The 13,350-nt window shown below is 61.2% G+C and carries 14 protein-coding genes; 3 read left to right on the top strand and 11 right to left on the bottom strand.

The features are described 5' to 3' along the window. Positions 1 to 32: 32 nt before the first annotated feature. The 8 genes from murB to CYD26_RS21280 form a co-directional block, all read right to left on the bottom strand. Positions 33 to 1,052 (bottom strand): UDP-N-acetylmuramate dehydrogenase, encoded by a 1,020-nt coding sequence (murB, locus tag CYD26_RS21315; protein ID WP_102053575.1) that lies wholly within the window; start codon positions 1,050 to 1,052, stop codon positions 33 to 35. Beyond that, positions 1,049 to 1,513, bottom strand: coding sequence for a low molecular weight protein-tyrosine-phosphatase (locus CYD26_RS21310; RefSeq protein ID WP_102053574.1), 465 nt, complete (start codon positions 1,511 to 1,513; stop codon positions 1,049 to 1,051). Before CYD26_RS21310 ends, murB begins: the two co-directional genes overlap by 4 nt. Then, on the bottom strand, positions 1,513 to 2,277 hold the full coding sequence (gene kdsB / locus CYD26_RS21305) for a 3-deoxy-manno-octulosonate cytidylyltransferase (protein WP_099775461.1): 765 nt from the start codon (positions 2,275 to 2,277) through the stop codon (positions 1,513 to 1,515). The genes CYD26_RS21310 and kdsB overlap by 1 nt, the downstream gene beginning before the upstream one ends. Next, positions 2,274 to 2,459 (bottom strand): Trm112 family protein, encoded by a 186-nt coding sequence (locus CYD26_RS21300; RefSeq protein ID WP_065761464.1) that lies wholly within the window; start codon positions 2,457 to 2,459, stop codon positions 2,274 to 2,276. Before CYD26_RS21300 ends, kdsB begins: the two co-directional genes overlap by 4 nt. Before the next feature lie 38 nt (positions 2,460 to 2,497). Beyond that, complete coding sequence (gene lpxK / locus CYD26_RS21295) at positions 2,498 to 3,508, bottom strand: tetraacyldisaccharide 4'-kinase (RefSeq protein WP_102053573.1); 1,011 nt, start codon at positions 3,506 to 3,508, stop codon at positions 2,498 to 2,500. Further along, positions 3,508 to 3,939: a biopolymer transporter ExbD gene (locus CYD26_RS21290; RefSeq protein WP_065761466.1), complete on the bottom strand. Its 432-nt coding sequence runs from the start codon at positions 3,937 to 3,939 to the stop codon at positions 3,508 to 3,510. Before CYD26_RS21290 ends, lpxK begins: the two co-directional genes overlap by 1 nt. After that, positions 3,936 to 4,571: a MotA/TolQ/ExbB proton channel family protein gene (locus CYD26_RS21285; RefSeq protein ID WP_177442416.1), complete on the bottom strand. Its 636-nt coding sequence runs from the start codon at positions 4,569 to 4,571 to the stop codon at positions 3,936 to 3,938. The genes CYD26_RS21290 and CYD26_RS21285 overlap by 4 nt, the downstream gene beginning before the upstream one ends. A 71-nt stretch (positions 4,572 to 4,642) precedes the next feature. Then, positions 4,643 to 6,856, bottom strand: coding sequence for a DNA internalization-related competence protein ComEC/Rec2 (locus CYD26_RS21280; protein WP_102053572.1), 2,214 nt, complete (start codon positions 6,854 to 6,856; stop codon positions 4,643 to 4,645). A gap of 141 nt (positions 6,857 to 6,997) precedes the next feature. Here CYD26_RS21280 and CYD26_RS21275 point away from each other — a divergent pair, with 141 nt between their 5' ends. Then, entirely contained in the window at positions 6,998 to 7,537 is a 540-nt protein-coding gene (locus CYD26_RS21275; protein ID WP_065761468.1) for a DUF2062 domain-containing protein, read from the top strand. Here the strand turns inward: CYD26_RS21275 and CYD26_RS21270 are convergent. From CYD26_RS21270 to CYD26_RS21260, 3 genes are all read right to left on the bottom strand, one after another. Next, positions 7,505 to 8,284 carry an ABC transporter permease gene (locus tag CYD26_RS21270; RefSeq protein ID WP_102053571.1) on the bottom strand — a complete coding sequence of 260 codons (780 nt, stop codon included), beginning with the start codon at positions 8,282 to 8,284 and terminating at the stop codon, positions 7,505 to 7,507. The two genes, CYD26_RS21275 and CYD26_RS21270, sit on opposite strands and share 33 nt — an antisense overlap. Continuing rightward, positions 8,281 to 9,213, bottom strand: a complete 933-nt coding sequence (locus CYD26_RS21265) for an ABC transporter ATP-binding protein (RefSeq protein WP_102053570.1) — start codon at positions 9,211 to 9,213, stop codon at positions 8,281 to 8,283. Before CYD26_RS21265 ends, CYD26_RS21270 begins: the two co-directional genes overlap by 4 nt. A gap of 123 nt (positions 9,214 to 9,336) precedes the next feature. After that, the gene (locus CYD26_RS21260; RefSeq protein ID WP_099775465.1) at positions 9,337 to 9,960 is read right to left on the bottom strand and encodes a glutathione S-transferase family protein; all 624 of its coding nucleotides are present in this window, start codon (positions 9,958 to 9,960) and stop codon (positions 9,337 to 9,339) included. 188 nt (positions 9,961 to 10,148) lie between these two features. Between CYD26_RS21260 and CYD26_RS21255 the strand changes: the two genes are divergently transcribed. Beyond that, on the top strand, positions 10,149 to 12,596 hold the full coding sequence (locus CYD26_RS21255; protein WP_102053569.1) for an acyl-CoA dehydrogenase: 2,448 nt from the start codon (positions 10,149 to 10,151) through the stop codon (positions 12,594 to 12,596). Positions 12,597 to 12,671: 75 nt separating this feature from the next. Continuing rightward, on the top strand, positions 12,672 to 13,082 hold the full coding sequence (locus CYD26_RS21250) for a PA2817 family protein (protein WP_065761473.1): 411 nt from the start codon (positions 12,672 to 12,674) through the stop codon (positions 13,080 to 13,082). Positions 13,083 to 13,350: the final 268 nt, after the last annotated feature.

Here is a 13,350-nt window from a genome sequence, read left to right as displayed (position 1 = left end):
CCGCGATGCCGCACACGGCGGCTGCGCCACACTCAGTACAGATTAGGCTCCATCTCCAGTTCGACACCAAAACGCTCAAGGATATCGACCTGGATCTTCTGTGCCAGCCGATGAAGCTGTGCGCCACTGGCCTGGCCGTAATTGACCAGCACCAATGCCTGAAGTCGGTGAACACCAGCATCGCCATCACGATAGCCTTTCCAGCCGGCCAGTTCGATCAACCAGCCCGCCGCCAACTTCACCCGACCATCTGCCTGAGGGTATGCCACAAGCCCTGGATGAGCCTGACGAATATGCTCAGCCAGCGCAGCAGACACCACTGGGTTCTTGAAGAAACTTCCCGCATTGCCCAATTCAGCAGGGTCCGGCAGTTTTTCCCGGCGAATGCTGCAAATCGCATCGCTGACATTCTGCGCCGTTGGCTGTTCGATACCCTGCTCGCTCAAGCGCTGACGCACTGGCCCATAGTCCAGATTCAAGTGCATGACCCGGCTCAGCGCAAAGCGCACACGCAGGATCAACCAACGCCCGGGATTACGCTTGAACAGGCTGTCACGGTAGGCAAATGCACAGTCTTCAAGGGCAAACTCATGCAGTTCACCAGTCTGACGATCCAACGCAGTCAGCCCGACAAATACATCCTTGATCTCTACGCCGTAAGCACCGATGTTCTGCATCGGCGCAGCACCGACCGTACCCGGAATAAGGCTGAGGTTTTCAAGCCCCGACAGCCCCTGCGCCAGGGTCCATTGGACAAACGCATGCCAAGGCTCACCAGCCTCGGCCTCCACGATGACCCGCTGCCCGTCATCGGCGAGAATCCGCACCCCCTTGCTGGCCATGCGCAGTACCAACGCGTCGATATTGGCCGTGAGCAACAGGTTGCTGCCGCCACCAATCACCAGCACCGGCCACTGCTGCGCAGCCGCATGGGCCAATACCTCACGCACCTCCGCATCGGTGTGCGCTTCGGCAAAATGCGCTGCACGCACATCAATACCAAAGGTGTTGTAAGGCTTGAGCGAAACACCTGATAGCACCTGTACGCTCATAAACGCCCCTTCAACTCGACAACCAGCCCCCGACAGGCGCTCTCGATCAGGTCGAGCACCCGCTCAAAGCCCTGCTCGCCACCGTAGTAAGGGTCTGGTACTTCATCGACAGCACCCTCGAAGCGCCGCAGAAACAGGTCCAGCTCTGCCTTGGCCTGCGCTGGACGCATCGCCTGCAAGTGCCCCAGATTACTGTTATCCATCGCCAGGATCAGGTCGTAACGCTCGAAGTCGGCGACACTGACCTGCTGCGCACGCTGCTGGGACAGATCATAGCCACGCAACTGAGCCGCACGCCGGGTACGGCTGTCTGGAGGGTTGCCGACATGCCAGTCACCGGTTCCGGCCGATGCCACCTCGATCACCTCAGCCAGGCCCGCCTCCTTCAACTGATGGCGCAAAACACCCTCAGCGGTCGGCGAGCGGCAGATGTTGCCCAGGCAGACAAAAAGAACCCGCATCAAGCCTCCAGCAAGCGCCGCACGCGCTCAAGATCTTCAGGGGTATCAACCCCCACCGGCGGGGCCTCCAGGGCATCGGCCACATGGATACGCACACCGTTCCAGAGCGCCCGCAACTGCTCAAGCGACTCGGTTTTCTCCAACCAGCACGGCCCCCAGCCGACGAAGTCCTGCAGGAAACCGGCACGGTAGGCATACATGCCAATGTGTCGGCGATACGGAACACCCGGCGGAAGCTGATCGCGGCTCTGCGCAAAGGCATCACGGGCAAATGGCAACGGGGCACGACTGAAGGTCAGGGCCAGACCGTTGCAATCACTGACCACCTTGACCGCATTCGGATTGAACAAGGCCTCGACCTCGGTAATCGGTTCGGCCAGGGTAGCGATACCGGCCTCCGGGTGAGCGGCCAGGTTAGCCGCCACCTGATCGATGATCACGGGCGGAATCAGGGGCTCGTCGCCCTGCACGTTGACCACGATCGCATCGGCAGGCAGGCCCAACTGAGTCGCCACTTCGGCCAGACGGTCGGTACCCGAATCATGATCCTCACGGGTCATCAGCACTTCAGCGCCAAAGGCCTCGCAGGCCTTGAAGATCTCGGCATCATCGGTGGCCACGACCACACGTGCCGCGCTGCTCTTGCGCGCCTGCTCCCAGACATGCTGGATCATCGGCTTGCCGGCAATCAGCAGCAGCGGTTTGCCCGGCAGCCGGGTGGAACGCAAACGGGCCGGAATCACAACCGTGAACGCTTGACTCATTTTTCCAGGCGCTCTTCGTCGGTCAGGGTGCGCGCTTCGCTCTCCAGCATGACCGGGATACCGTCGCGAATCGGGTAGGCAAGACCGGCGCCCTTGCTGATCAGCTCGGTCTTGTCAGCACTGAGCTTGAGCGGGCCCTTGGTGATCGGGCAAGCAAGGATATCGAGCAATTTGGTGTCCATGGAAATTCCTCAGGCCTGTGGCCGGAAAAAGAAAAGGTTCAGGGTTGCCGATGCCCGGGCAGCAAACGCGCCAGTTGGCCGTCGAACCAGCGGACGAAGGCCGGCGAAGGCACCGCATCTACAGCAAGGTACCACCAGTCGGCAGCGGCGAAGGCACGGCATTTCACCGCATCCTTTTCGGTCATCACCAGCGGCAAGGACGGCGTAAAGTTCAAGGCCTCGGCGCTATAGACCGCATGATCGGCAAAGGGATGTGGCTCTGGTCGCCAGTTTAGCCCCTGCAAGGTATTGAAGAAACGCTGCGGATTGCCGATCCCGGCCACCGCATGCACGGCCTGGCCAGGCGGAAAATGCTCGACGCCACGGCGCTCGCCGCTGCGAACATTGACCAGCGCGGTCGGCTCAACCCCAAAGGCATAGCCTTCGTCACTGTCGGCCACAGCGCCATTGAACAGTACCGCATCGACCTCATGCAGGCGCTCGACCGGCTCACGCAGTGGGCCCGCCGGCAGGCAGCGACGATTGCCCAGGCCGCGTGCCGCATCGATCAGCACCAGTTCCAGATCGCGGGCCAGCCGATAATGCTGCAAACCGTCATCACTGAGGATGAGGTCCAGCGGCTCGGCAGCCAACAACGCCTGGACCGCGCGCGACCGGTCGGGATCGATCATCAGCGGCACACCGCTACGCTGGACGATCAACAACGGTTCATCGCCCGCCTGAGCAGCAGACTGGTCGGCACGCACGCGCCAGGGTAGCTGCGGCGGTGTGGCGCCATAGCCGCGGCTCACCACACCGACACGCAGCCCCTGGCGGCGGCAGTGTTCGATCAGCCAAAGAATCAGGGGGGTCTTGCCGGTACCGCCGACGGTGATATTACCCACTACCACCACCGGTACCGGGGCACGGTAACTGCTGCTCTCACCGGCCAGAAAACGCTGGCGCTTGCGCAACACCACGCGCCGGTAGAGGGCTTCCAGCGGCCGCAACAAGGCAAGGGCCGGATGCCCGGCATACCAGGCCTTGAGCAATCGATCGGCAAAGGCCATCAAGGATTCCCCGGCGCCGCCTCGACCGTGGTCATGCGCAACTGGCTGAAGCCCAGCTTGCCCGCCGCATCCATCGCGGTGACCACCGCCTGATGCGGCGTCTTGCCATCAGCGCTGATCGACAACGGCAGGCGGGTGTCCCCACCCGACTCTTTTTGCAAGGCATCGATCAGCGTCGCCAGATCACTCTTGGGCAGCAGGTTATTGTTCAGCGAGTACACGCCCTCAGCACTGATGGTGATTTCCAGCTGCTTGAGCTCCGACTCCGGGGCCGGCGTACCACTGACCGCCTCCGGCAACTCGACGCGCAACTGGGTTTCACGCGTGAAGGTGGTGGTGACCACAAAGAACAGCAGGAGGATGAACACCACATCGATGAGTGAGGCCAGGTTGATGTCCACGGTCTCCCGTGGCTTGCGCCGGAATTTCACGCCCTGCCCTCGGCCAGATCAACATCACGGTCGCCCTGAACCACTTCGACCAGCTTGATTGCTTCTTGCTCCATACCCACTACCAGTTCGTCGATACGTCGCTGCAGGAAGCGGTGGAAAAAGACCGCAGGGATACCCACCATCAGGCCGGCCGCCGTGGTGATCAACGCCTTGGAAATACCGCCCGCCAGCACCGAGGCGTTGGCCGACATGCCCGTGCCCATGAACGAGCTGAAGATATCGATCATGCCCAACACCGTACCCAGCAAGCCGAGCAGTGGCGCCATGGCCGCAATGGTGCCCAGTGCATTGATGTAGCGCTCCAGCTCGTGAATGACCCGGGCAGCGGCTTCCTCAATGCACTCTTTCATGATTTCGCGACCGTGCCGCGAGTTCGCAAGGCCCGCGGCGAGGATCTCGCCCAGTGGCGAATCGGCGCGCAAGGCCTTGAGCTTTTCGCTATTGAGTTGCTTGTCCTGAATCCAGCGCCAGACCTGACCCAGCAGGTGTGGCGGGGTGACGCGGCTGGCGCGCAGGGTCCACAGGCGCTCGGCGACGATCGCCATGGCGGCGATGGAACTCAGAATGATCGGCAGCATCATCCAACCGCCAGACTTGACCAATTCCCACACAGTAACGACCCCCTCGAAAAAGTCCGCCACTTTACCATAGGGCTCCCACCGCCCGCAGGTCGTCATGTCGGCTAACGCCAGAAGCGCCGCTGGCTGCGTATCCCTTCAGGCTCGGCAAAACGTCCCAAGCGCAGCGACAGCGCGCCTTCCACTGCGCTGTCGTAGGGCGTGATACCCAACATCGCAAAACGCGCCATCACCTCGGGATGAGGATGGCCGAAGGCGTTGTAACGCCCGCGCGAAATGAAGACCCCCTTGGGTGCCAACGCCTCAAGAAAAGCCAGGCTGGAAGCGCTGCGGCTACCATGATGGGGCGCCTGCAGCCAGTCGACGTGGGGCGCTGTCGCGGCCTGGAGCCAGGCGCGCTCACCGTCCGCATCGATGTCCCCGGTGAGCAGCAAACGCTCACCCGACGCCTCGACCCACAACACGCATGAGCCTTGATTGCTGTCGGCGGCATCGTGCCATTGCCATACAGAAAAGCGTACGCCATCCCACTCCCAGTGTTCACCGGCAACACAGGGCTGCGCCTGCAAGGCCTGGGGCAACCTCTGCACCTCACCGGCCAGCACCCGCGCAACCGGTAAACCACGCTTCACCGCCAGCGCGCCTCCGGCGTGGTCGGCATCGGCATGACTGAGCAACATCAGGTCGAGCGTACTCACCCCCAGCTTAAGGAGCGTAGGCAGTACGATGCGCTCCCCCAGATCGACCTCCCCCATGGCCGGCCCCGCGTCATACAACAGGGTGTGGTGACGGGTACGCAGAATGAAGGCCTGCCCCTGCCCTACATCCAGTTGCCAGACGTCCAACTGCCCCTCTGGCACCTCATCACGCGGGGCAAACGCCGCCAGCAGCACGGCAGGCCAACCCAATACCCGCATCGGCAGCCCTTTGGGCAACAACACCAGGAACACCCCAAGGCAGACCAGCAGCCATGCCCATAACGGCAAGGCGGCCGGCACCCACGCTGGCTGCCAGTCAGCGACCGGCCCGAGCAGACCAAACAGCACATCGAGCAAACCACCTGCCAGCCACAGCAGGCTTGTACCGAGAACCGGCAAACCCAGCAGTAACGTCCCTGCCAGGGCGACGGGCAACACCAGCACACTGATCCAGGGCACCGCCAGCAGATTGGCCAGCGGCGCACTGAGGCTCACGGGCAACCCAAGCACCAGCAAGAATGGCAGCAACCCCAAGGCGATCATCCATTGCGCCCGGGTCCATGCCTGCCAGACACGCCAGGTGCCCAGCCGCCCGCTAAAGGTGAAGATCAGGATCGCGACAGCACCAAAGGACAACCAGAACCCCGGCTGCAGGCTGGCCAGCGGCTCAATCAGCAATACCGTATTGAGCGCCAGCAGCCACGGCAGCGTTACCCCCAGATGACGAAAACGCAGACGCCAGAGCAACACCACCGCCAACATGATGCAGGCTCGACGCACCGGCACCTGAAACCCGGCGAGCAGGCCGTACCCCAGCGCAGCGGCAAGCGCCAGCAAGCAGGCCGCGGGCAACCAGGGCAGCGCACGCGGCCAGAGCCCGAAACGCGCCAGCCCCGCCACCACGGCATAGACCAACCCGGCCAGCAACCCGATGTGCTGCCCTGAGATCACCAACAGGTGTACCGTGCCGGTGGCCTGCAGCGCCTGCCAGTCAGCGCGTGCCAGGCCACTGCCATCGCCTAGCACCAGGGCAGCCAGCACCCCTTCGCGCCCTTGGGCATCGATCGCCATCAGCCGTTGTCGAATTGCGTCGCGCCAGGCCATGCTCGCTGGCGCCAGGCGCTCACCGTCCTTGACACTGCCGGTCGCGCCGATCCGGCGCGCCAGCAAAGTCATTTCCTGGTCGGCCGCATGAGGATTGAGCAGGCCCGCCGGACGCTTGAGGCTGACGGCCAGGCGCCAGCGCTCTCCGCTGTTGACAGGCGGCCCGCCATACCAGCTCAGACGCAAGCGCTGAGGCAGTTGGGCGCGGCGTGTGGTGACCTCGGCAAGTTCAAAGCGCACCGACTGCGCCGTGTGTTCAGGCAAGCCAACCACTCGCCCCTCCACCCACAACGTGCGGCCGTCCAGTTCTGGCGAGAGGCGATCATCCAGCGCGCCTTGCGCCGATACACAGGCCCAGCAAAAACCCAGCAGGAAACACCCCAAGGGATAGGCCCGCGACGGCAGACAGCACAGCCCAAGCAGTATCAGCGCAACCAACACCCCGACCGAAGGCAGTGCAGGAAGCCAACGCAGGCATAACAGCCCGAGTGCAAGCGCAATCATCCCTGTGCGCATGATCTGAAGCTCCTGAAAAAGAATCACCCCAGAGGCTTAGATCAGCGACGACATATGCTTGCTTATTAATTGTCACAAAGTCTGAATTGGAGGCTTTTAGAATCCGTGCATACTGACGGATCAAGAACGCCGAGAACCCACATGCCGCGTCGACTTTTCAAACGCTACATGCCCGATCCGACCAGCATTCGGGAACACAAATCCTTACGCTTTCTCGGGCGACTGCTGCACGACCCCAACCTCTGGCACCTGAATCGCCATTCAGTGGCACGCGCCATGGCCGTCGGCCTGTTCGCCGCATTCATACCGATCCCGATGCAAATGTTACTGGCCGCCAGCCTGGCGATCCTGGCGCGGGGCAACATGCCGATTTCCGTCAGCCTGGTCTGGCTGACCAACCCGATTACCATGCCGCCGGTGTTCTTCTGCACCTATCAGATGGGCGCCTGGCTGATGCAGATCCCTCCCCGCACCCTGCCCGACGAGCTGACCTGGGAATGGATCACCGATCAGCTCTCGACACTGTGGCAACCCTTCCTGCTGGGCTCAGTGGTCTGCGGCCTGCTGCTGGGTGGGCTGGCCTACTGCCTGACCATGCTCTATTGGCGCTGGTGGGTGGGCAGGCAGTGGCGCCAGCGCAAGGAAAAATCAGCTACGCATTCCTCGACCACTGACCAGTAGCCGCACGCAGCCGACGTACAGCACGGCGGTCGCGACCAGCATGAAGCTGATGGCCACGCCAATGCGAATATCGGACACGCCCAGGATGCCGTAGCGGAACGAGTTGACCATGTGCAGCACGGGGTTGGCCAACGATACCGTCTGCCAGAACGGCGGCAGCAGGTTGATCGAGTAGAAAACACCCCCCAGGTAGGTCAACGGGGTCAGCACGAATGTCGGGATAATCGAGATATCGTCGAAATTACGTGCAAACACTGCGTTGATGAAGCCCAACAACGAGAAGATCGTTGCCGTCAGCAACACCACCAACACCGTTACGCCCAGATGGTGCACCTGCAGATGAGTAAAGAACAGTGACAACAGGGTCACGATGACCCCTACCGCCAGGCCGCGCAATACGCCACCCAGGGTGTAGCCAATAAGAATGGTGTGTGGCGACACTGGCGAGACCATCAGTTCCTCGATGGAGCGCTGGAACTTGCTGCCAAAGAAACTGGAAACCACGTTGCCATAGGAGTTGGTGATCACCGACATCATGATCAGGCCCGGCACGATGTATTCCATATAGGTGAAGCCACCCATATCACCGATCTGCCGACCGATCAGGTTACCGAAGATCACGAAATACAAGACCATGGTGATCGCCGGCGGCAGCAGGGTCTGCGGCCAGATCCGGGTAAAACGGCGCACTTCGCGGTAGACGATAGTGTTGAGGGCGACCAGATTGCCGCGCAGCTCCGAACTCATACCGCCACCTTCGCCAGATTCTTCTCCACCAGGGACACAAACAGCTCCTCAAGACGGTTGGTTTTGTTACGCAGGCTTTGCACCTCGATGTTCTGCAGGGCCAATTGGCCGAACAGCGCGGTGATGCCCACGGCCTTGTCCACCTGGACTTCCAGTGTGTGCGGGCTGATCAGTCGGCACGGGTAGCCGGCCAACTGCGGGGCCTGTGGCAACTCCTGCTTCAGGTCGAGCAGGAAGGTCTCCACATGCAACGAACCGAGCAGTTTGCGCATGCTGGTGTTTTCGACAATGGTGCCGTGATCAATGATGCCGATGTTGCGACACAGTTGCTCAGCCTCTTCGAGGTAATGCGTCGTCAGGATGATGGTGATGCCCTGCTCGTTCAGCTCAGTCAGGAAACTCCACATCGAACGCCGCAACTCGATATCCACACCGGCGGTTGGCTCATCGAGGATCAGCAAGCGCGGCTCATGAACCAGCGCACGGGCAATCATCAGGCGGCGCTTCATGCCACCGGACAACGAACGCGATGGCACGTTGCGCTTGTCCCACAGCCCCAGTTGGGTCAAATACTGCTCGGCACGGGCCTTGGCCACCTTCGATGGAATGCCGTAGTAACCCGCCTGGGTCACGACGATGTCGAACGTCTTCTCGAACTGGTTGAAGTTGAACTCCTGGGGCACCACGCCAAGGCAGCGCTTGAGCGCGGCCGGTTCGCGGTCCAGGTCATGGCCAAAGACCTTCACGGTACCGCTGGTCTTGTTCACCAGGGTGGAGAGGATGCCGATGGTGGTGGATTTGCCGGCGCCGTTGGGGCCGAGCAAGGCAAAAAAGTCACCTTCGGCGACATCCAGGTCAATGCCCTTGAGGGCCTGGAAGCCGTTGCCGTAGGTCTTGGTTAGCTGCCTTATGGACAGAGCAGAACTCATAACGGGTCTATGCACCAGTGTGGAAGGGTTTAAGAACAACAGGCTGAGTGGCCATGGTGAGGGGCGCGGCCACACAAGTACAGTCACGTGTATCGATAATAACTATCAGAATAAGCGCTGCAATCAGGTCAGCGCCGTCATCACGGCAACCTGATAGGCCGGGCGCTCTTTAAGCCGCTCATACCAGGCACGCAGGTGACGCATCTCTGGACGCTCAATAGGCATCTCGAACCAGGCATAGGCGAAACAGCCCAGCGGCACATCGCCAACGCCGAGTGCATCACCGCTGAGGTAAGGTTGCCGCGCCAGCGCCTGATCGGCAATAGACAAGACCTGGGCGCAGGTCTTGTGCGCTGCGTTGATGGCGACCCAATCACGCTGTTCTGCCGGTGTCCGCAGCATGCCCCAAAACAATGGGCGAAACGGCGTAGCCAAGGAGGACGTTACCCAGTCCATCCATTTTTCCGCCTCGGCCCGCTGCCGAACATCGCTAGGGTACCAGCTTGAATCCGGCGCATGACGTGCCGCCAGATAGCGCACGATGGTGTTGGACTCCCAAAGCACCAGGCCGTCCTCTTCGATCAGTGGCACCAGGCCATTCGGATTCTTCGCCAGGTATTCCGGCTCTTGCACCACCCCGAAAGCACCGCCAGCGTCAATCGACTGGTAGTCCAGGCCCAGCTCTTCTGCACACCACAGTACCTTCCTGACATTGGTCGAGTTCTTTCGGCCCCAAATCTTGAGCATGACGAATCCTTAAGCCATTTGTGGTGCCCTCAGTCTAACCCAGTCGATTGCTCAGGTAATCGTTCGACACACTCACCCTTGAACACCTGCCCAGCGCCACGGTCACTGATCTGAAGCGGCCGTTTGGGCGATGCCGTCTACGCTGTCAGGGACGACCCATTGCCCTGATGTTTCACGGAGGAAGACCTATGTTGCTGTTGTGGTTCGTGGTTCTCGTAGTCGGTTCAGCCTATTTGATGCATCGCCGCATCGCTGTACTGCCGATTCTGGGCATCGTTGCTGCCTACTTGCTGGCAATGGGCCTGTTCAGCAGCGCCCCTACGTGGTTGATGACCCTGCTCTGGTTGATGCTGATCATCAAGTCCTGCATTTTTGTGCTGCCAGAATTGCGCCGTAAATGGTTCAGCGCCCCCTTGTTTGCCTGGTTCCAGCGCACGCTCCCACCCCTGTCACAAACCGAGCGCGACGCAATCGATGCCGGTACGGTGTGGTGGGATGGCGAGCTGTTCAGCGGTCGCCCGAACTGGAACACCCTGCTGGCATACCCAAAGGCACAATTGAGCGAAGAGGAACAGGCCTTCATCGACGGACCGACCGAACAGCTCTGCGCCATGGTCAGCGACTGGCAGATCAGCCAGGACCTCGACCTGCCCCCTGAGGCCTGGGCCTTTATCAAGGAACAGGGCTTCTTTGCCTTGATCATTCCCAAAGCGTACGGCGGCAAGGGGTTCTCGGCCTATGCCCACTCACAGGTCGCCATGAAACTGGCGACCCGCAGCGGCGATCTGGCCTCCACCGTGATGGTTCCCAACTCGCTGGGCCCTGCCGAGCTGCTACTGCACTATGGCACCGAAGCACAACGCAACCATTACCTGCCTCGCCTGGCACGCGGCGATGAAATCCCCTGCTTTGCCCTGACAGGGCCACTGGCCGGCTCCGATGCCGGGTCGATGCCCGACACCGGCATCGTCTGCAAGGGCCAATGGCAAGGTCAGGAAGTGCTCGGCCTGCGCCTGAACTGGGAAAAGCGCTACATCACCCTTGGCCCGGTAGCCACCCTGCTGGGCCTGGCCTTCAAAGCCTACGACCCCGAACACCTGCTGGGCGACGTAGACGACCTCGGCATCAGCCTGGCGCTGATTCCTACCGACACGCCCGGTGTCGAGATCGGCAAACGTCATCTACCGCTCGGTGCCGCCTTCATGAACGGCCCCAACAGCGGCAAGGATGTGTTCATACCGCTGGATTACCTCATCGGCGGCCAAGCCATGCTGGGCAAAGGCTGGATGATGCTGATGAACTGCCTCTCGGTGGGCCGCTCCATCTCACTGCCAGCTGTGGGTACAGGCGCTGCCAAGTACACCAGCCTGGTGACCGGCCAATACGCGCGAATTCGTGAGCAGTTCAACGTGCCGCTGGCCGCCTTCGAAGGCATCCAGGAATCCCTTGCGCGCATCGCCGGCAACGCCTGGTTGATGGACAGCGCTCGCATACTGACGGCCAAGGCGGTCGATCTCGGGGAAAAACCGTCGGTCCTCTCTGCCATTCTCAAGTACCACCTGACCGAGCGCGGCCGCGAATGCATCCAGCACGCCATGGACGTTCATGGCGGCAAGGGCATCATCATGGGGCCGAACAATTACCTGGGGCGCAATTGGCAAGGTGCGCCAATCTTCATCACCGTCGAAGGCGCCAATATCCTTTCGCGCAACCTGATGATCTTTGGTCAGGGGGCCATCCGCTGCCACCCCTTTGTACTCAAGGAAATGGCCTTGGCCGGGCGCGAGGACCACGATCAGGCACTCAAGGAGTTCGACGCCCTTGTGCTGCGCCACATCAGTTTTGCCATGGGCAATGCCGCCAGCACCCTGATACTCGGCCTTGGCCTGGGGCATTTCGAGAAAGCGCCGGGCGACGCCCTCAGCCAAGGCTATTTCCGCGCCCTGAATCGCCAGGCTGCCGCCTTTGCCTTGCTGGCAGACCTGTGCATGATGCTGCTGGGAGGCAGCTTGAAACGGCGCGAACGACTTTCGGCTCGCCTGGGTGATGTGCTCAGCCACCTGTACCTGAGCTCGGCAGCACTGAAGCACTATTACGACCAGGCGTCACCCGATCACTTGCAACCGTTGCTGCGCTGGGCCATGGAAGAAAACCTCGGCCAATCTGAAAAAGCCCTGGACCGCTTGCTCGACAACTTCCCCAATCGCTTTCTCGGCTGCGCGCTGCGGCTGCTGGTGTTTCCGTTTGGGCGCCGCCATACCGGCCCAAGCGATGAACTGGACGCTGAAGTCGCGGCGCTGATCGGTCGAGCGCAAGGCGACCCGGCACTGGAGGCGCTGCTGTCCGGCTGCTACCGGCCAGAGAACGCCGAAGACCCGGTTGGCGCCTTGCACCATGCCAGCCAACAACTCGTCGCCAGTGAACCATTGCAGCACACCCTGCACCAGGCCCTGAAAAGCGGTCAGGTAGTGCCCGCGCCCGGGCAGTCCCCCATTGACGCAGCCTTGCAGGCTGGTGTTCTTCAGGCCAGCGAAGCACTCACCCTGCACGCTGCAGAACGGGCGCGACGCCGGGTCATTGACGTGGACGCCTTCGACAAGGATGCACTGCTACCGGTCGCCGGCAAGGTGCGCTAAAGGCAATCGAACCGGGACATCGGGCGCCGGGGGCCGTATACTCCCGCGCCCGTTTTGCTCAAGAGGATCGCCAGCATGGCCAACGCGCATCTGGATTACCATCTCAACCTGCTCAACCACCTGCGCACCATTCTGGTTGCACTGGGCGAGGCCGAACAGGTACCGGAAGAGAGCCATGCCCTGTTCCTCGAACGCTTCGACGAACTGCTGACGCAACTTCCACAAGACCCACTGGAAAGCCAATACCTGGGCCAGGACCTGATGTGCCAGGTCATTCAGCGTTACCCACAGATTGCCCACCTGGTGCCACGCGACCTGCTGTGGTTCTTCGGTGGCGATTGCCTGCATTTCATGCCAGACGACGAGCTGGACCTGTATCAGGCACTGGAAGAGCGCCGCTATGAAGCGGAGCAGAATGACGAGCCATTCGACTGGAACCAGGAAAAACAGCTGCTGAGCATGTCGAACGACGACAGCAAGCACTAAGACAACGCAAAGGTGAAGGCAGGGCTCTTCAAGGGCGCTGCCTGAACACCGCTCAAGGCCACTGACACAACGACCAGCGCAGCAAAGCCAGAGCAGCAAACCGCACAGGCCTGATCCAGGGGCGGTAAATACCGTGCATGGGCTTTTCAAAGGCAAAAAAAAACGCCGTTCAATCGAACGGCGTTTTCTTTGAATTGGAGCGGGAAACGAGACTCGAACTCGCGACCCCGACCTTGGCAAGGTCGTGCTCTACCAACTGAGCTATTCC

The organism is Pseudomonas sp. FFUP_PS_473, from assembly GCF_002858665.1.
Taxonomy (GTDB): Bacteria; Pseudomonadota; Gammaproteobacteria; order Pseudomonadales; family Pseudomonadaceae; genus Aquipseudomonas; species Aquipseudomonas defluvii.
Note: the sequence above shows the minus strand (reverse complement) of the source record. Positions and strands in the feature narration are given on the sequence as shown.

Bases quoted from the DNA above. Each gene is read 5' to 3' on its own strand.
- murB (WP_102053575.1), bottom strand. From the start codon at position 1,052: ATGAGCGTACAGGTGCTATCAGGTGTTTCGCTCAAGCCTTACAACACC.
- CYD26_RS21310 (WP_102053574.1), bottom strand. From the start codon at position 1,513: ATGCGGGTTCTTTTTGTCTGCCTGGGCAACATCTGCCGCTCGCCGACC.
- kdsB (WP_099775461.1), bottom strand. From the start codon at position 2,277: ATGAGTCAAGCGTTCACGGTTGTGATTCCGGCCCGTTTGCGTTCCACC.
- CYD26_RS21300 (WP_065761464.1), bottom strand. From the start codon at position 2,459: ATGGACACCAAATTGCTCGATATCCTTGCTTGCCCGATCACCAAGGGC.
- lpxK (WP_102053573.1), bottom strand. From the start codon at position 3,508: ATGGCCTTTGCCGATCGATTGCTCAAGGCCTGGTATGCCGGGCATCCG.
- CYD26_RS21280 (WP_102053572.1), bottom strand. From the start codon at position 6,856: ATGCGCACAGGGATGATTGCGCTTGCACTCGGGCTGTTATGCCTGCGT.
- CYD26_RS21275 (WP_065761468.1), top strand. From the start codon at position 6,998: ATGCCGCGTCGACTTTTCAAACGCTACATGCCCGATCCGACCAGCATT.
- CYD26_RS21270 (WP_102053571.1), bottom strand. From the start codon at position 8,284: ATGAGTTCGGAGCTGCGCGGCAATCTGGTCGCCCTCAACACTATCGTC.
- CYD26_RS21265 (WP_102053570.1), bottom strand. From the start codon at position 9,213: ATGAGTTCTGCTCTGTCCATAAGGCAGCTAACCAAGACCTACGGCAAC.
- CYD26_RS21260 (WP_099775465.1), bottom strand. From the start codon at position 9,960: ATGCTCAAGATTTGGGGCCGAAAGAACTCGACCAATGTCAGGAAGGTA.
- CYD26_RS21255 (WP_102053569.1), top strand. From the start codon at position 10,149: ATGTTGCTGTTGTGGTTCGTGGTTCTCGTAGTCGGTTCAGCCTATTTG.
- CYD26_RS21250 (WP_065761473.1), top strand. From the start codon at position 12,672: ATGGCCAACGCGCATCTGGATTACCATCTCAACCTGCTCAACCACCTG.